The 16,999-nt window shown below is 55.5% G+C and carries 11 protein-coding genes and 3 tRNA genes; 10 read left to right on the top strand and 4 right to left on the bottom strand.

Translation table 11 applies throughout. The annotated features are described in order from the left end of the window. The first annotated feature begins 9 nt into the window (after window positions 1–9). The 4 genes from pth (at window position 10) to eno (ending at window position 6,335) form a co-directional block, all read left to right on the top strand. Complete coding sequence (pth, locus tag HMPREF0573_RS02230) at window positions 10–678, top strand: aminoacyl-tRNA hydrolase (RefSeq protein WP_004008458.1); 669 nt, start codon at window positions 10–12, stop codon at window positions 676–678. 52 nt (window positions 679–730) lie between these two features. Then, complete coding sequence (gene mfd, locus HMPREF0573_RS02225) at window positions 731–4,228, top strand: transcription-repair coupling factor (RefSeq protein WP_013188765.1); 3,498 nt, start codon at window positions 731–733, stop codon at window positions 4,226–4,228. Window positions 4,229–4,295: 67 nt separating this feature from the next. Next, on the top strand, window positions 4,296–4,886 hold the full coding sequence (locus HMPREF0573_RS02220; protein WP_013188764.1) for a hypothetical protein: 591 nt from the start codon (window positions 4,296–4,298) through the stop codon (window positions 4,884–4,886). 171 nt (window positions 4,887–5,057) lie between these two features. Beyond that, on the top strand, window positions 5,058–6,335 hold the full coding sequence (eno, locus tag HMPREF0573_RS02215; RefSeq protein WP_036324445.1) for a phosphopyruvate hydratase: 1,278 nt from the start codon (window positions 5,058–5,060) through the stop codon (window positions 6,333–6,335). A 108-nt stretch (window positions 6,336–6,443) separates the two neighbouring features. On the opposite strand, the gene HMPREF0573_RS02210 is transcribed toward eno, so the two are convergent. After that, a complete protein-coding gene (locus HMPREF0573_RS02210) occupies window positions 6,444–7,490 on the bottom strand; it encodes an endonuclease/exonuclease/phosphatase family protein (protein ID WP_013188763.1) in 1,047 nt (348 codons plus the stop codon). After that, complete coding sequence (locus HMPREF0573_RS02205; RefSeq protein WP_004008453.1) at window positions 7,487–9,046, bottom strand: mechanosensitive ion channel family protein; 1,560 nt, start codon at window positions 9,044–9,046, stop codon at window positions 7,487–7,489. Before HMPREF0573_RS02205 ends, HMPREF0573_RS02210 begins: the two co-directional genes overlap by 4 nt. 113 nt (window positions 9,047–9,159) lie before the next feature. Between HMPREF0573_RS02205 and HMPREF0573_RS02200 the strand changes: the two genes are divergently transcribed. The 4 genes from HMPREF0573_RS02200 to HMPREF0573_RS02185 all read left to right on the top strand — a co-directional run bounded on the left by HMPREF0573_RS02200 (window position 9,160) and on the right by HMPREF0573_RS02185 (window position 10,145). Beyond that, window positions 9,160–9,232, top strand: a tRNA-Glu gene (locus tag HMPREF0573_RS02200). A 30-nt stretch (window positions 9,233–9,262) separates the two neighbouring features. Further along, window positions 9,263–9,336 (top strand) — tRNA-Asp (locus HMPREF0573_RS02195). 35 nt (window positions 9,337–9,371) lie between these two features. Beyond that, window positions 9,372–9,447, top strand: a tRNA-Phe gene (locus HMPREF0573_RS02190). 101 nt (window positions 9,448–9,548) lie between these two features. Beyond that, a complete protein-coding gene (locus tag HMPREF0573_RS02185; RefSeq protein ID WP_004008452.1) occupies window positions 9,549–10,145 on the top strand; it encodes an isochorismatase family protein in 597 nt (198 codons plus the stop codon). A gap of 76 nt (window positions 10,146–10,221) precedes the next feature. Here the strand turns inward: HMPREF0573_RS02185 and HMPREF0573_RS02180 are convergent, their stop codons facing one another. Next, entirely contained in the window at window positions 10,222–11,235 is a 1,014-nt protein-coding gene (locus HMPREF0573_RS02180) for a DUF5692 family protein (protein ID WP_004008451.1), read from the bottom strand. A 2-nt stretch (window positions 11,236–11,237) separates the two neighbouring features. After that, window positions 11,238–12,290, bottom strand: coding sequence for a hypothetical protein (locus tag HMPREF0573_RS02175; RefSeq protein WP_004008450.1), 1,053 nt, complete (start codon window positions 12,288–12,290; stop codon window positions 11,238–11,240). Between the two features lie 247 nt (window positions 12,291–12,537). Here HMPREF0573_RS02175 and HMPREF0573_RS02170 point away from each other — a divergent pair, with 247 nt between their 5' ends. Further along, window positions 12,538–13,902: a DUF5692 family protein gene (locus HMPREF0573_RS02170; protein WP_013188762.1), complete on the top strand. Its 1,365-nt coding sequence runs from the start codon at window positions 12,538–12,540 to the stop codon at window positions 13,900–13,902. A 174-nt stretch (window positions 13,903–14,076) separates the two neighbouring features. Continuing rightward, window positions 14,077–16,926: a class I SAM-dependent DNA methyltransferase gene (locus tag HMPREF0573_RS02165; protein WP_013188761.1), complete on the top strand. Its 2,850-nt coding sequence runs from the start codon at window positions 14,077–14,079 to the stop codon at window positions 16,924–16,926. Window positions 16,927–16,999: the final 73 nt, after the last annotated feature.

The following is a 16,999-nucleotide window of genomic DNA, read 5'->3' as shown; positions in this document are numbered from 1 at the left end:
GGATTGCTGATGAGCCCCACTCACGAACCACGTTTAGATCCTTCTCGTCTGCTGGACAAGGAGGGAACCTGGCTCGTGGTGGGGCTTGGCAATCCCGGTGACAAATATGCCGGAACGCGGCACAACTGTGGATATATGGTGACTGATTGCTTTGTGAAGCAGTCGGGTCAGGCATATCGGAATCAGTCTCTAGCGCGTGCGGGAGTGGTGGCGCGCGTGGCGACGGTGAGCTTGGGCTACGGGGTTGACGCGCCCAAGATTATCGTGGCGCATACTGGCTCATACATGAATGAATCGGGTCCGGGGGTGAAAGAACTGCTGGACTATTATCGGCTTGGGTCAGACCGTTTGCTGGTGGTTCATGATGAGTTAGACCTTGAAATGGGTTACGCCAAGCTGAAAGTTGGCGGCAGCGACGGGGGTCACAACGGGCTTAAATCCATCCAAAAAGCTTTGGGTACGAAAGACTTTGCACGTTTACGCATTGGCATCGGACGCCCCGTGAAGATGCCTGGCGGGGGTTTTGATGTCATCAATTGGGTTTTAGGGCGTATCCCAAAGTCGCAGCAAAGTATCCTCGATGAGGTTCTGGACCGAGCGGTACAATGTGTGACGGATATTGCAGAGAACGGTCTGGCGAAAGCTCAAGCCAGACTACATTTGGGCAACCCCAAGTAGGGGGCGGCGCCTGCAAAAGGTAGGGGCTGAGCTCGGGGGGTCAGGTACATTCATGAGTTTGCACGGTTTACTGGAGGTGACTGGGGATGCTTTGGCAGGTCTGGAGCCTGACAGGGCGGATACGGCGAGCGAATACGTAGCCCCACCCGGCTTTTATGCCCCGCTCATCGCGGGCTTGCCCGGCAGCGACGAAAGGCTGACCGTGGTCCTCGCGCCGAGCACCCGTGCCGCCACCCAATTGGCTCGTGAATTGGGAGCCTATACCGCTGGAGTGGAGTTGTTTCCTGACTGGGAAACCTTGCCTCACGAGAGACTTTCTCCCCGCACCGACACGATGGCGCGCCGGATTTGGGCTTTACACCGGGTGACGCATCCTCATCCGCAAGACGCGGTTCAGTTCCTGGTCATGCCCGTGCGAGCCGCGCTAGCCCCGGTAAATGCGCATATAGCTGACTATCCCCTGTTTACCGTGCAGGTGGGAGACACCTATGACCGCGACACCATGGCCGCAAATTTGTTGCGTTTGGGCTACGAACGCGTTGATATGGTCGGAGCGCGCGGTCAGTTTGCGGTGCGTGGAGGGCTGCTTGATGTTTTTTCTCCCACCTCTGCCCACCCGGTGCGTATCGAACTGTTTGGTGATGAGGTAGACACCATCCGCGCGTTTACGGCATCGGATCAGCGGACTTTCGGCGGCGACATCCGAACGCTGGTCGCCCCCGCTTGTCGCGAACTGCTCCTCGACGATACGGCACGAAAACTGGCTGCCAGCCTTGCTGGTCAGATGCCGCAGGCTGCCGAAATACTCAACCTGGCAGCCGAGGGCAAATACGGCGAAGGCTTGGAATCCTTGAGTCCCCTGCTGGGTGCAGAAATGGTGCCGCTGTTTTCTCTGCTGCCACCCGGTGCCCGACTGGTGGCGACCGATCGTCCCCGGTTGGAAGCTCGTGCTACAGAACTGGTAGAAACTACCCAAGAGTTCCTGGCAGCTTCCTGGTCGGCGGCCGCGGGTGGCGGGGAAGTGCCCCTGGAGATTGAACAAGCTTCATTTTTGACCTTGGAGCAGCTTCATGCTGCGGCACAAGAGGCGCACATGGACACGGTGTTCGTCTCTCCTTTTGCGGTGGGCGAGAACGCTCAAAACGTGGGGGCGCAAATCGTGATGGAGCCTCTCGCCGGAGAAACTGGACTGATTGGTACAATCGGCGATTTAGCTTCGAAAAACTGGAATGTAGTGATTACTACGACCGGCAAGGGAATGGCGAGCCGGCTGCGGGATGTGCTCAGCGAGGCTGATGTCCCGGCGAAAGTGGTGAAGGACGCAACATCGCAGAACGACGGAACCGTACAGATTACGGTGGCGCCCCTGGACGAAGGATACCAAGTCCCCACCGCGCAGCTGTTGGTGGTGAGCGAGGCACAGGTCTTGGGAAAAAAGAAATCCCGCCACACTGCCGACAAGGCAAACCTTCCCGCCAGACGACGCAAAGCTATTGACCCCCTGACGTTGACCCAGGGCGACTACGTGGTTCACCTGCACCACGGCATCGGACGCTTCGTGAAACTGGCGAAGCGCACCATGGGGCGAGGCCGGGAAACCACCTCGAAAGAATACGTGGTGTTGGAATATGCCCCCAGCAAACGCAACGGACCCGCTGACCAGCTGTGGGTGCCTACTGACTCCCTGGATTTGCTCTCAAAATATGTGGGTGGAGAATCTCCAACCCTGTCAAAGATGGGCGGAGCAGATTGGGCAAAGACCAAGTCCAAAGCCCGCAAAGCGGTCAAAGAAATCGCTCGTGAGCTGGTGCGACTGTACGCCATCCGGCAAGCCTCCAAAGGACATGCTTTCAGCCCGGATACCCCCTGGCAGCGGGAACTGGAAGATAGTTTCGAGTTCGTCGAAACTCCCGACCAGCTCACGGTCATTGATGAAGTCAAGCACGATATGGAACAAACCGTCCCGATGGATCGGCTGGTCTGTGGTGATGTAGGTTACGGAAAAACTGAGATTGCGGTCCGTGCGGCGTTTAAAGCGGTCCAAGATGGCAAGCAAGTGGCGATTTTAGCGCCGACCACCCTGCTGGTCAGCCAGCACACCGAAACATTTACGAGCCGTTTTGCGGGATTCCCGGTGACGGTGGCGGCGCTGTCTCGCTTTACTACGGCGAAAGAAGCTGCCCAGATTAAAGCCGGGTTAAAAGACGGCTCCATCGAAGTGGTCATCGGCACCCACGCCCTGCTGTCCGGAAACGTTCGTTTCAAAGACTTGGGTCTGGTGGTAATCGACGAAGAGCAACGTTTCGGGGTGGAGCACAAGGAAGCCCTAAAGGCTTTGCGTGCCGACGTTGACGTCTTGACGATGAGCGCCACCCCGATTCCGCGCACCCTGGAGATGGCAATCACCGGGATTCGCGGCATGAGCACCCTCACCACCCCGCCGGAGGACCGCCACCCGGTCTTGACCTACGTGGGAGCCTACTCAGATAAACAGGTTGCGGCAGCAATCCGGCGCGAGCTTTTGCGTGATGGTCAAGTATTTTTCGTGCATAACCGGGTGCAATCAATCAATAGGATTGCCGCTCACCTGGCCGAGCTGGTGCCCGAAGCGCGGGTGCGAGTGGGGCACGGGCAAATGTCAGAAAAACAGCTGGAATCGGTCATGGTGGATTTCTGGAACCAAGAATTCGATGTGTTGGTGTCCACGACGATTGTCGAAAACGGCTTGGATGTGACCAACGCCAACACAATCATCGTGGATCGTGCCGATCGGTTTGGCCTCTCGCAGCTGCATCAGCTCCGCGGACGAGTCGGCCGCGGGCGGGAACGTGGCTACGCTTACTTCCTCTATCCGCCGGGCACCACCATGAATGAAACAGCTTTTGAGAGGCTGAAAACGATTGGAACCAACACCGGGTTAGGCTCCGGGATGGCTATCGCTACGAAAGACCTGGAGATCCGAGGTGCTGGCAACTTATTGGGCGGTGAGCAGTCTGGACACATCGCCGGGGTGGGCTTTGACCTCTATGTGCGCATGGTGGGTGAGGCAGTTGCGACCTATAAAGGCGAGGAAGCCCCCGAAGACACCAGTGTGTCCATTGAGCTGCCCATAGATGCCTTTATTCCCGAGGACTATCTGGATGTGCAGTCGCTGCGTCTCGATGCCTATACACGTCTGTCCGCAGCGACTACCGATGAGGAAATCGATCAACTGTTGGAGGAAATGACCGACCGCTACGGGCGACCTCCGGAACCGTTGGAACGCTTGGGGGCAGTAGCAAAACTGCGTAACTTGGCGCGGGCTCAAAAAGTGCAAGAGATTAAAGTCATGGGCAAATTTATTCGCTTTGCGCCCGTCGAACTGGCGGATTCGCAGATGGCTCGGCTGCAGCGCATGTATCCGGGAGCGCGGGTAAAATTGGCGACGCGTGAATTGTTCATACCTGCACCGACTCGGAAAAATGGGTTGAGCGAGACTCCCATCGTGGATTTAGAGCTGCTGGAATGGGTCCAAAAAATCATTCGGGGCATTATTAAACCGCTAGCTTAAAATTCCCTCCCCGGTCAAAGAAAAGCTAAGATGGGAACGTTGGGTCGGACTATTGAAGGGAAAGACGATGGCGGAAAAGTCCCTCGTGACCAAGACCACTAAAACAGCGACCAAGCTGATGACGGGTGTTGTCGCGCTGGCGCTCGCGGGGGGACTTCTGAGCGGATGTGAAGCAAAACCAGGAGTAGCTGCCTATGGTGACGGCTGGGTCGTCACCGAATCCCAACTCGGAACGGTCACCAAAGAACTGGCCGAGGCGGGAATTAATCTCAACGACACCGCGGAAATGCAGACCGCGCGCATTTATGCCCTGCGCTATTTGCGGACTCTCCACGAAGGCGGTCAGGATTTGCTCTCGCAGTGTCCGCAGCTCGATGAGATTAAAACCGATTTGTTTAAGGTGAACCCCGCAAAGATGTCTCCCGAGACGCACGACGTCATGCAACTGTTGCTGTGTGCCACAGCGACAGACCCTGCAGTCGCTCACGAGTTGGGTGTGCAAACGGTCAATCCGCAGTTGGCAGCCCAAATTGAAAAGGCTTACAAATCCGGTTTCGACCTCAAGAACGCGAAACTGTCGAATCGGATGAACCAAACCATCCAAATTATCCAGCAGCGCGCCACACAGATGCAGATGATGGGGCAGGGGCAGCAGTAAGCAAAGTTTTGCGGCGGCAGCCGGAACGATAATTCGCAAAGAAAATTTGTTTGTCCGGGGAGAAATCCTCGGACAAATGCGCATTTTTAGGAAATAATAGTAGTGGCTGCCTGTACCCTCTTTAGGGCGGAGCGGCGGAAGAATAACAACCTGTCACATAAGGAGACTCAGTTGGCAATCATCGAAAGTATTTACGGTCGCGAAATTCTTGATTCCCGTGGTAATCCCACGGTGGAAGTAGAGCTTGAGTACGAAGGGGGTATGGTCCGCGCTGCGGTTCCGTCCGGTGCCTCGACCGGTCAGTTCGAAGCGGTGGAACTCCGCGATGGTGATAAGGGACGCTACCAGGGTAAAGGCGTATTAAAGGCGGTCAAGGCGGTAAACGACATCATCGCCCCCGAACTGGTGGGATTTGATACCGTCGAACAGCGCAGCATTGACGCGGCGATGATGGACCTGGACGGCACTCCCAATAAGGGCAAACTGGGAGCAAACGCGATTCTGGGGGTGTCCCTGGCAGTAGCGAAGGCTTCGGCAGAAGATGCCGGTCTGGAATTGTTCGAGTATCTCGGTGGTCCGAACGCTCACGTCTTGCCGGTGCCGATGATGAATATCTTGAATGGTGGTTCTCACGCGGATTCCAACGTCGATATTCAAGAGTTCATGATTGCGCCAATCGGTGCCGAGACGTTCGCCGAAGCGTTACGTATGGGCGCCGAGGTGTACCACTGCCTGAAGTCCGTTTTGAAGGACAAGGGTCTGGCTACCGGTTTGGGCGACGAAGGCGGTTTCGCCCCGAACCTGGAGTCTAACGCGGAAGCTCTGGATTTGATTCTGGTTGCTATCGAAAAGGCTGGTTACAAGCCCGGCAAGGATGTGGCGCTGGCTTTGGACGTGGCTTCTTCCGAGTTCTATGACAACGGTAAGTACAATTTCGAGGGCGAAGCCCGCGACGCGGCTTACATGGAGAAATACTACGAGGAACTGATCGAAAAGTATCCGATTGTCTCCATCGAGGATCCGCTGAACGAAGAAGCCTGGGAGGACTGGCAGAAACTCACCGCCGCCATTGGTGACAAGGTGCAGTTGGTGGGTGACGACCTGTTCGTTACGAACCCCGAGCGTCTGGAGCGCGGTATCAAGGAAGGCGTGGCAAACGCTCTGCTGGTAAAGGTCAACCAGATTGGTTCACTGACCGAAACGCTCGAAGCTATTGAGATGGCTCATCGGGCGGGATTCCACACCATGACTTCGCACCGTTCGGGTGAAACTGAGGACACCACTATCGCGCATCTGGCAGTGGCATCCAATGCTGGTCAGATTAAGACCGGCGCTCCGGCTCGTACCGAACGCGTTGCCAAGTACAACGAGCTGCTGCGTATCGAGGATATGCTCGGTGATGCTGCCGTTTACGCTGGCAAGTCCGCATTCCCGCGTTTCCGCGGCTAAGTTCATTTAGTTTCAAGAGTATCCCAGGTTGGTGTCATCATCAGCCTGGGATACTTTTTACCTGTTAGGGTTAGTCAGTTTGGCGGGCTGAAACGGTGAGGTAGGGAACTATTGAGCGGTCTTTACAGGGCGTATATCGTAGATGACCGCGCGGTGGTCCGAGATGGGCAGGCGTAAAGCTTGCGGTTCGCCCACCAGCTCCCAACCGTTGCCTAGCAGCTGATCCAGGGCAATCCACGGCTTGTCTGCCGGATATGACGGGATAGCCGCGTGTAGCTCGGGGTGCTGTTCCGTGGGCAAAGGTTGCAGCACCTTGTTGATTTGGTAATCACGCAGGTTGAAATCTCCCACCAGCAGGCAAGATTCAGAACGCAAATGATAGAGGGAACGCCAGGCGCGCCTCAGCTGAGAAGCTGCCGTGGGACGGTGAATCTCCAGGTGGGTCGTGCCGAGCGCGACGGTGCCCAGCGGTGTAGCCAATCGAGCTGCCAACAGCACCCGCATCTGACCAAACCGTACCCCCGTCCCTTTTGCGGCCGCGGGAAGGTCACGTAACCCTTCGAGAAAGCCGTGAGAAAAGCCTTTCCACGGGTCGCTGCCCCAAACTATCCGCGCCCGGACTCTGCCAAGACGTTTAAAGTGCCAAGATTTCGCTGGCCAGCGTGAGAGCAGGGCGATACCGTACCCGCTCTCGGCCTTTAATTCGCTGTCCAAAGGGCGGCGGTGCAGGACTTGGGACTGACCCGCGTAGGACGCTCCGATACGCCAGTAGGGCAGGCGTAGCGCCTCTGCTAACACACGCGCTTGCCGGACGTAGCCGGAACGCCGCTGTCCTTTGTCGACTTCCTGCAGTGCCAAAATATCCGGTTTTAACTGTTGGAGTACCTGGGCGGTCTGTTTTAGGTTTTCTTCAGTCAGCTGGGTGCGGGTGTTGACCGAACCCGATTTGAACAGGCTGCGGCAGCGTTCGCCCAGTCCCCGGATAAACGCTTCCGCCCGCGAATTCGCCTTTTGGACATCAGTCCATCCCTCCGCGGGGGTGCCCCACTGCAGATTGCAGGTAATAACCCGCAAAAAATCCGGATTTGGCAAAGTTTGGGGCGTTGCGTAGCGGCGAGGCGGGGCGGACTTTCGAAAGCGTTTATTTCGGCTCATTTCTGAGTCTCCTCAGAAGACGGGGTGGTGGTGTCCGCGGTCGTGGTGTCGCTGTCAGCAGTTGTTTTTTCCTCAGATTGTTTGGGTCCCGTGACAAGTTTGCGACGTTCCTCTGCATCTGGAGTCCCGGAATAGAGCCGGTCACCAGTTATCGTGGCAGTGGTGCTCAGCACTCTGGTATCTTGCAGAGCGTCTCGGGAAGGGGGCAGCTGTTCCGATTTCTCATTATGAGTTTCATCTAGCCGCCGGGCCTTAAATCTCCAGGAGCGGCGTTTTTCTTGAATCTTCCGGGCATACTGATCCAAAAGTGGCTCCCCATAAGGGCTGGTCGGGGCAGCTTCAGTCGCTTGCTTTTTGGTGGCTGCGGCGTGACGGCTGCTGTTCGTTTTCCGGATGGTCGCGATAGCTAGTTCGCGAGCTTGTTTCTCAATCTCGATTTCATCGACCGGGAGGTGCACTTCTGTAACTTTGTCAGTTTCAACGCGGCGGCGGGGCAGAGCATAGGGAGCTTCCTTTTCAATCCACTCAATCAAGCGTTCCCGCAGGTAGCACTTGAGATCCCACAGATCTCCAGAGTTTGCGGCGCTGGCGACCAACCGCACCAGCATGGTTTCAACGGAACTATCTGTGACCTGCACGCTGGAAGTGCGCCCATCCCACAAGTCTGTTTCCGAGAGCAGTCGGTCGACTTCGTTGCGGAAAGCTGCCAAGGGCAGACGCCAATCCACGCGCAGTTCCACGACCCCTAACAGGTGGGTGTCTCGTTTAGTCCAGTTTTCAAAAGGTTCCTCGGTAAATTTCTTGGACGGTAGGATGAGGCGGCGTTCATCCCACAGATGAATCACTATATACGTCAGCGTAATTTCTTCAATCGTGCCTTGCTGACCTTGGACAACGACGACGTCACCCACTCGAATCGGGTCGGAGAAAGCAATCTGAAGCCCCGCGAACATGTTTGCCAACACCCCTTGGGCAGCAATACCAGCGATTAAAGAAATAATGCCCGCGGACGCCAGCACTGAACCCATGGCGGCACGCGCTTCTGGGAATGTCAATGCAATTGAGATAGCCCCGAACACCCCAAAGAAAACTTGTGAAACCCGGTGCATGACTTGGGCTTGCGTCACCAAACGATTTGGTTTCGACCCGCCCTCTAGCTGTGTCCGGGTCATGTCCTCCAGGACGGCACAGAGTTCAATCAGCCACACCGTCACGGCAATAATCATCAAAATCAGCAAGCCGTGCGAAATTGTGCCGTAACCGGGAACGTTGTGGTCGCGTACAGTCCAGTACCACCCAATCGTCGCCCCTAAGGCGATACAGGTCAAAGACCCACCTACGCGAGAGCGGCGCTCCATGTATTTAATCAGTCGGTGTTTGCGTCCCCAGCGTCGCAACAAAAATCCGATAACTTGGGCGGCTGCCAACAACGCCACGATACAGACCAAACTGGCAGCTAAAACCGCCATAATGTCCAAGGAAGTTTCCAAGACTTCCTTCACTGCTTTGTCTGGGGTTGGATTTGGTTCCGGGGTCGGACTGAACACAAAACTCATGTATCTAGCATAGGTTATCGTGCCTAAACTGGCCGAGGGGAAGCGAGGTTTTGCACTCTGAGCATTTTTCACTTAGACTATTTCAAGTCCTTAGCCCCCTGGGCTTAGGCGACGCTCCTATCGTCTAGCGGCCTAGGACTCCGCCCTTTCACGGCGGCAACACGGGTTCAAATCCCGTTGGGAGTACTGGCAAGCCTTCGGGCTTGCGCCTTGAATGGCCCTGTAGCGCAGTTGGTTAGCGCGCCGCCCTGTCACGGCGGAGGTCGCGGGTTCGAGTCCCGTCAGGGTCGCAGTTCGTCGATGGTCACAAGCTAAGACGAACGTTGGCTCTGTAGCTCAGTTGGCAGAGCGAACGACTGAAAATCGTTAGGTCACCGGATCGACGCCGGTCGGAGCCACCAGATCCTCGCGTCAGGCGGGGATTTTTGGTTTTTACGTGGCGGCTTACAATCGGCTTTTTTGGGTCATAATAGAGGTATCCCCAGAATCATACGGAGGAATTATGGCCGAAATGAAACGTGCATTGTTGATTGTCGATGTCCAACCGACCTTTTGTGAAGGCGGAGCCCTAGGGGTGGTTGGGGGCAACGAGGTTGCCGAGCGGATTGCGGACTTTGTCACTGAGCATGAGGACGAATACGAGATTATTGTCACCACTCAGGATTGGCATATTAACCCGGGAGCGCATTTCTCCGACCATCCAGACTTTATAGACACCTGGCCTCCTCACGGGATAGCGGGCACCGCAGAAGCGGAACTGCACGACGCTATTGCCTCCCTCCCTTTTGATGATTCCGTTAAGAAGGGTCAGTATGCGGCGGCTTATTCCGGCTTTGAAGGGGTGAACAAGTCGGGGGATACTTTGGAAGAGATTTTGCGTCGCGCCGACATTACCGATGTAGATGTGGTCGGTATCGCGGAATCGCACTGTGTGAAAGACACCGCTTTGGATGCCCTGGATTTGGGTTGGCCGACCCGCGTCTTTGAGGACCTCACCGTTCCAGTTTCAGCAGAGCTAGGGGAAGCAGCCCGTGAAGAGATGGCACAGGCTGGGATAGACGAAATTCCCAGCACCGACGCTTTTAAGGCAGTTGACTGAACTTCTGGCTGCCCGGAGGCGTAGATACAAATAACCGGCTCGAGAGAGTCTCCCGAGCCGGTTATTGACAGCCTTGTTAGTCCAGGTACCCCAGTTCTTGAGGAGTCTTTCCTAACCGAGCCGCGATACGAGATTTGACCTCGTCAGTTGCGGTGCGGCGGATAATCTTAACGTTTTGTGGCAAATCCGTGTACAGCTCGGTCTTAAACGGATTGCGCTTGGTTTTGACAATCTTCCACACGTGATAGACCGCCAGTCCCGCGTTGGCTGCCAGCGCCAGGAAAGACAGCAGGAACAGTGCGGCGTGGTTTTGACTCGCCACGTGAGTGAACATGGAGTCTTGGGTGAAGTGCGGGAACGAGAGCACAAACGCTGACCAGAACGTCAGGGTGTAGGCGCGATACTGAATCCAGGCGCCTCTGCCCATCGTCATAAATGCTGGAATCGTACAGGACAACAGCAGCGCTACGCCCGAATACCAGGCCCGATCTGAGAGACAGTTGTAGCAGTACGCCACATTCCACAGGTCGTAGGCAATAATCCAGCCAATCGTGAGGTCAGTCCAGATAATGTGACGGTTCGTTTTTGACACATAGATTCCGGTCCAGCCGGCAATCATCAACAGGTTCAGAATCCCCGCGATACCGTTCATGATGTTCCACGGACCGCCCCAGACCCACATACCGTTATTCACATTTCCGTGCAGGGAATAGCATTGGAAGTCTCGAATTACGGCTTCGAGGATGTTGATTGAGAGAATAATTGGAGGAATCAGCAGGTAGAACCGGTTGCGACGCAGCTTAGGGAAGTACTGCAAAGCGACTAAACACAGCGAGCCGGCTAGCGCCGAGTACTGTTTAGCGATGGCGAACCAGCCCTCACTTTGGGTGCCCGGAATCGAGTGTGGCCACCAGAAAATCGTGAGCAGCACCGGCACTACGATGAACAGCGCGATGGCAGCCCACTTAAAGCGAATAGCGAGCCAGGCGAGGGCGGCTAATACCGCGATGACCAGGAAAAGCATCGCGAAATCCCACCATTGCCCCACCTCAAAAAAGAACAGGTTGGGAGCCTCTGCAGGCATGACCATGATTAGTCACCCGCCTTCGACTGATGCTTACCCCATCCCGGCAGATAGGTACGTTCGCGCTTTTGGCGGATTTGTTCATCCCAGCTGAACTCCGGCTCGCTCCAGTCTACGTAGTAGTCCGGGTCAACAGTGTCTTCCCACGGGTTGCCCGGTTCGGTGGGTGGCCAGTTGGGGTTGTCGGTGACGGGAGGTCGGATTTCAGCCACCGCGGGGCTGCGGCGCCCGTAGCGGAACCATTGCGTATAGGTGTCCTCAAACAGTGGGGTTCCGTCCCAGCGACCTGCCGGGGTCCCGGAGCGGAAGAAGCGTCCACCCAAGGCTCCGCGCATGAATTTGCCGTGCCACTGCTGTTTCTTGCGGAACTCGGCGACTCGCTTGACGTAGATATTTTGCATGTGTGCCATCACGCCGCCGACCAGTTCGATATTAATCCAGTTGATGGCGCGAGTGTAGAGGTTATCTGGCTCGAAACCGACTCGCCAGTGGTTGAGCAGCCGGCACCGTTCGCCCTTGAGAGGAATAACGTAGAAACACCACGCCGCGGCGTAATGCTTCATGAACGGGAAACGGAAAGCATAGCTGCCGGGGGCAGCGGGAGGGTTCTTGGTATCGACCCATTGCACCAGGTATTTGCCGGGCACGACATCCGCCCATTCCATAGACATACCTTGGTAATCAAAACCGGCAATATCGCCGGGTTGAATAGCGTCCGGAGTTTGAAATTCTTCCTGAATTTCATAGTGATTATAAAAGGGAAGACGCGCGAAAGTCCTTTCGAGAAATTCGCTGCTGAATGAGCCTGATTTTTGCACCCCGATTTGTTTCAAAATGCGATAAACCGCATAAGCAGGGGCATCAATATCAATGGCATAAGTCGAGGATTTACCATTCTGGTAGTTCAGGTCAATAATGTCATCGGCGGGGTAGACCCAGTCCTGTTCTGCCCGAGTTGCTTTCCCGCTGAGCTGCGAAAACGCGAACACTCCTCCGAATATGGGAACTGCCGCGAGGCCGGCAAGTTTCCAGAAGCATTTTCCTTTAGGTGACGTAGCCATTGTATTTAACGAGTTCCTAACTCCTCGCGGAGTAATGCCGTGAGGACGAAGCCGATAGATGCAAAAAAGGATTCACTTCAGAATCATCCGAATATAAAACCTATTGACAGGAAACTAACACACTATTGCGAAAAATGGGTGCGTTTGAATCGAGAGATTTATAAAACTCATTTTGGGACTAACGTCCTAATGAAAACAATGATTGGGAGTTCTACACTATAAGGCAATAAGCCGTTACAAAGGAGCAGTGGTGAATACTTTCTTAGGATTGTGGGAAATCGGAACTCCGCGAGTCTATTTGTTCTGGATTGTGGTTTTATTGGCTCAAATTGCAATAGCTGAGATAAACCGTCGCTGGAACTGGACAATTTTTGTTTTGTGGACCGTAGGGGGCATCGCGGTAATGCCTTACGTGATTACCCACGGTATTCCCATGGTGGGATGGTTCCCCTTCGGAAAGTTCACCATCATGATTCTCACCGCCACTATGACCGGATTCTTGCTGTTCTATGGGAAACGCCATCCGCTTAAGGCGCACCGCTATGCTTTCTGGTTTGGTCTGGCGCTCTGGATTGGACTGGCGGTGAACATCATGGAGGCCAATATCCGTGATGTCACCATTTTCTTGCAGGCCAGTGAATACTATTCCTGCGCTGCCGACTGGCAGTGTCTGCAAGCCATCGACCAAGCGCACAGCATTCCCATGATTCCGGGACTGCCCGAGACACGCGGCGTCGCTGCCGCGGTGGGAACCGAGGCATGGTATCAGGCGGTGGCTGCCAACTTTGCGCAAGCCCATGTCGGTATCGATCCTGCAACCGGGTTCCGTACCATCGGGGGATACTGGAACTTGCTTTCAGCGCTGGCAGGAGTGCTGAACATCATCACCATCACCGGTCTGGGAAAGATTGCCATTACTTCCCAGCCGAACCAGAAAGTCAAAGGACTCATCTGGGTGGATATGGTGTGGCCCTGGATTATTGCCTACGACCTGTGGAATCACGCTTTCCTGTACAATTCGCTGGCTGATTACACCTGGTACTGTACGTTTGCCCTGTTGCTGGCGTGTACCATTCCCGCTTTCACGTGGGCGAAAGGTCAGTGGATATGGTTTAGGTGTTTCACCCTCATGTTCTGGATTGCGGCGAACAACATCTTGCCCGAACTGCTGGTGCAACCCTCCGGGATGTTCAACTACGCGACGATGAACCCGGTGGCAAACATTGTCTGTGCCTGGCTGGCGCTGATTTCCAATGTGGCTTTGTTCGGTTACTGGCTGTACAAGATTATCGGGCAGAAACGTAATCCCATCACTGGAGTGCTGTTCTGTGAACTCGGAGCGTTCCGCAAGGTCGTGCTGGCTCACTTCGATAATAAAGACAAGTACTTCATTGTCGATCAAATCCCGCAAACCCCCATGGAACTGGGATTTGAGCCGGATACCTTGGTTCCTCCCGAAGATGGCTGGGTGGGCATCATGCCGTGGTGGCGCCGGGATAAGCGCTACCTGGGCAAGCCGCATACCCCGCTCAGTGCTGATCCGGTTGCACAAGCGCGCCTAGAAAGGAAATCAGGGGATGAACCTAGTGAGAGCGCGAAAGCTGACTCCTGATACTGAGTAAACGGATGAGTCCGGTCGCCCCGGCTCTCACAAGTGTGGTCGGTGGCGGGCGTTTAGCGAGCCTGCGGTTCGTTCTGGTCTGTTTTCGATTTCTCAACTTTTGCTCTCGACGTGGTGGGATACTGAGGTGTTGGCACAAGGAGCGTTGGATAGGTTGGTTTGGTGATGGTTTCGGATTTGGCAGCTGCTCGGGAGTTCGCCGCCCAATGGGCGGGTAAAGGCTACGAGAAGGGCGAGTGCCAGAAGTTCTGGACGCTGCTGCTGCATGACGTTCTGGGATACGAGCGCATGGAATCGGTGCGGTTCGAGCATCGCGTCGCTGGTGGCGGCTTCATCGACGTGTGGATTCGCGACGCCTCCGTGATGGTGGAACAGAAATCTCTGGGGGTGGACTTGGACGCTCCCGAGATGCGGCAGGGGGTGCTAAAGACCCCGTTGGCGCAGGTGTGGGATTATGCCGAGGATTTGCCTCGCACCGAGCAGCCGCGTTTCTTGGTGACGTGTAACTTTGGCGAGTTTCGGGTTTATGACCGGGATCGCGGTGGTCGCCGCGATTTGGAAGGCGCACCGACTTTCGCGTTTACGCTTGCCGAGCTGGGCGAGCACCCCGAGTATCTCGGGTTCATCATTGACCCAATCAACTCGCGCTTAGAGAAAGAAAAACAAGTCTCCATTCAAGCCGGTGAGCTGGTGGGGCGCCTGCACGACGGGCTGCTTGCCCAATATTTGGAGCCGGACGCGCCTGAAACCCGCCACGCCCTAAACGTGCTGTGCGTGCGACTGGTGTTCTGTCTGTACTGCGAGGATGCGGGACTCTTCCAGAAGGATGCGTTCTATCGTTATCTGAAGGGCGTTGCCCCTGCTGATGTGCGTCCGCGCCTGAAACTGCTGTTCCGGGCGTTGGACACACCGGTGGAGCGGCGCGACCCTTATGACACGACGCTGCGGGAGTTCCCTTATGTAAACGGGGGTTTGTTCGCCGGTGATTTTGAGATTCCGAATTTTAGCCCCGAACTGTTGGGACTGTTGTTGGACGAGGTCTCGAGGGCGGTGGACTGGTCCCAGATTTCGCCCACGATTTTCGGGGGGATCTTTGAATCCACCCTGAACCCGGAAACGCGCCGAGCTGGCGGAATGCACTACACCTCCCCGGAAAACATCCACAAGGTCATCGACCCGCTGTTTTTGGATGACCTGAAAGCCGAGCTGCAAGCCATCGGTGACGCGGAGGGGTTGACTCCGCGTCAACGCACTAATCGTTACCGGGCTTTCCACGAGCGGCTGTGCAAGATGCGGTTTCTGGACCCCGCCAGCGGATCAGGAAACTTTTTGACCGAGACGTACCTGCAGCTGCGGCACCTCGAGGATGAAGTGTTGAGCCGGCTCAATGCTGGTCAAACGGCGTTTAGCCTCGCAGAGGTGGGCGCGAGCGTCACCAGGGTGTCCTTGGACCAGTTTTATGGCATCGAAATCAACGATTTCGCGGTGAAAGTTTCCGAGGCGGCATTGTGGATTTCGCGGCTAAAAGCCAACGGTGAGACGGAGATGTTGCTGGCTCTGGGGGATGATGATTTCCCCCTCCGGGAGAGCGCCCACATCGTGCAAGCTAATGCGCTGACTTTGGATTGGAACACGGTGCTGCCGGCGGACCAGTGCAGTTACGTCCTGGGGAACCCGCCGTTTATCGGCTATTCCCGTCTGGATGGGGCGCAAAAGGCCGACCGGCTGGCGATTTTCGGTAAGGTCGGCGGGGTACTCGATTATGTGGCGTGCTGGTATCGAAAAGCTGCCGACTATATGCGGGGTAACCGAGAGATTCAGGCGGCTTTTGTGTCCACTAACTCAATCGTGCAAGGTCAGCAGGTCGCGCCGCTGTGGCGGGGACTGTTTGAGTCGGGCATCGTGTTGAACTTTGCACATCGCACGTTTATTTGGGCAAATGAAGCCTCCGACCAGGCGCACGTGTACTGCGTGATTATCGGGTTTTCCTATACGGAACGGAAAACGAAATACGTGTGGGATTATGCGGTTAAAACTGACGAAGACACGGCGCGCGACGCGACACTGGGACGCGCTAGGCGGGGTGGCGTTGGGGTCCGCCATGAGGTGAACCATTTGAACGGATACCTCGCGGATGCGCCGGATGTGTTCATTGATAAGCGCACTAAACCGCTTTCTGCAATGCCCTCAATGACGTATGGATTTAAACCCGCTGATGGTGGCTTTTTACTCTTAAGTCCAGAAGATCGTGATGAATTTTTGGCGTCTGAGCCGGATGCTGAAAAATGGATATGTCCTTTTGTCACTGCAAAAGAATTTATTTCAGGTAAACAGCGTTATTGTCTTTGGCTGCCAGAGATTACTCCAGATCAGCTCGCAGCTCTACCAAAGGTACGTGCTCGTGTCCAGGCTTGCCGACAGTGGCGTCTAGAGCAGGTGCAAACGGGTGACGCTTATAAGCTGGCTGACAGACCTCACTTACTGCGACCTACAAGTAAGTTTAAAGAGGGAATTTATATCGTTATACCGCGCCATTCAAGCGAGCGCCGCAAATATGTACCTCTGGGCTTTTTAGATTCTCAAACTATCCCCGGAGACAGTGTTTCTATAGTGCCGAATGCAGATATTTATCTGTTTGGTGTTCTAATGTCTCAAACGCATAATGCCTGGATGCGGGCGGTTGCCGGTCGGTTAAAAAGCGATTACCGCTATTCCAGTGACATTGTTTATAACAACTTCGTATGGCCTGACGCTGCCCCCGCCGAGCGCGAGCGCATAGAGCAAAGCGCGCAGGGGATTTTGGAGGCGCGGGCGCACTATCCGGACGCTTCCCTCGCCACGCTCTATGACCCCGACTTAATGCCAGTCGAGCTGCGGGCGGCACACCGCGAAAATGACCGCGCGGTCGAGGCGGCTTACGGCTTGTCGGCTGATAGTGATGAAGCAGGCATCGTCTCGCACCTTTTCGCTCTCTACGCCACCAAAACCTGCAGTACGCCGGGAAAGTGCGGATGAGATGTCTGCTGATTGCACGGTGGGATGGTGAGGGTAGGAACACACAATGAAGCAAAAGCGGGTGCCGAGTAGC

The organism is Mobiluncus curtisii ATCC 43063, assembly GCF_000196535.1.
Taxonomy (GTDB): Bacteria; Actinomycetota; Actinomycetes; order Actinomycetales; family Actinomycetaceae; genus Mobiluncus; species Mobiluncus curtisii.
The sequence above is the reverse complement of the archived record's forward strand: the minus strand, read 5'-3'. Positions and strand labels throughout refer to the sequence as shown.

Coding starts and splice junctions, on each gene's coding strand:
- pth (WP_004008458.1), top strand. CDS start 10: ATGAGCCCCACTCACGAACCACGTTTAGATCCTTCTCGTCTGCTGGAC.
- mfd (WP_013188765.1), top strand. CDS start 731: ATGAGTTTGCACGGTTTACTGGAGGTGACTGGGGATGCTTTGGCAGGT.
- HMPREF0573_RS02220 (WP_013188764.1), top strand. CDS start 4,296: ATGGCGGAAAAGTCCCTCGTGACCAAGACCACTAAAACAGCGACCAAG.
- HMPREF0573_RS02210 (WP_013188763.1), bottom strand. CDS start 7,490: ATGAGCCGAAATAAACGCTTTCGAAAGTCCGCCCCGCCTCGCCGCTAC.
- HMPREF0573_RS02205 (WP_004008453.1), bottom strand. CDS start 9,046: ATGAGTTTTGTGTTCAGTCCGACCCCGGAACCAAATCCAACCCCAGAC.
- HMPREF0573_RS02185 (WP_004008452.1), top strand. CDS start 9,549: ATGGCCGAAATGAAACGTGCATTGTTGATTGTCGATGTCCAACCGACC.
- HMPREF0573_RS02180 (WP_004008451.1), bottom strand. CDS start 11,235: ATGGTCATGCCTGCAGAGGCTCCCAACCTGTTCTTTTTTGAGGTGGGG.
- HMPREF0573_RS02175 (WP_004008450.1), bottom strand. CDS start 12,290: ATGGCTACGTCACCTAAAGGAAAATGCTTCTGGAAACTTGCCGGCCTC.
- HMPREF0573_RS02165 (WP_013188761.1), top strand. CDS start 14,077: ATGGTTTCGGATTTGGCAGCTGCTCGGGAGTTCGCCGCCCAATGGGCG.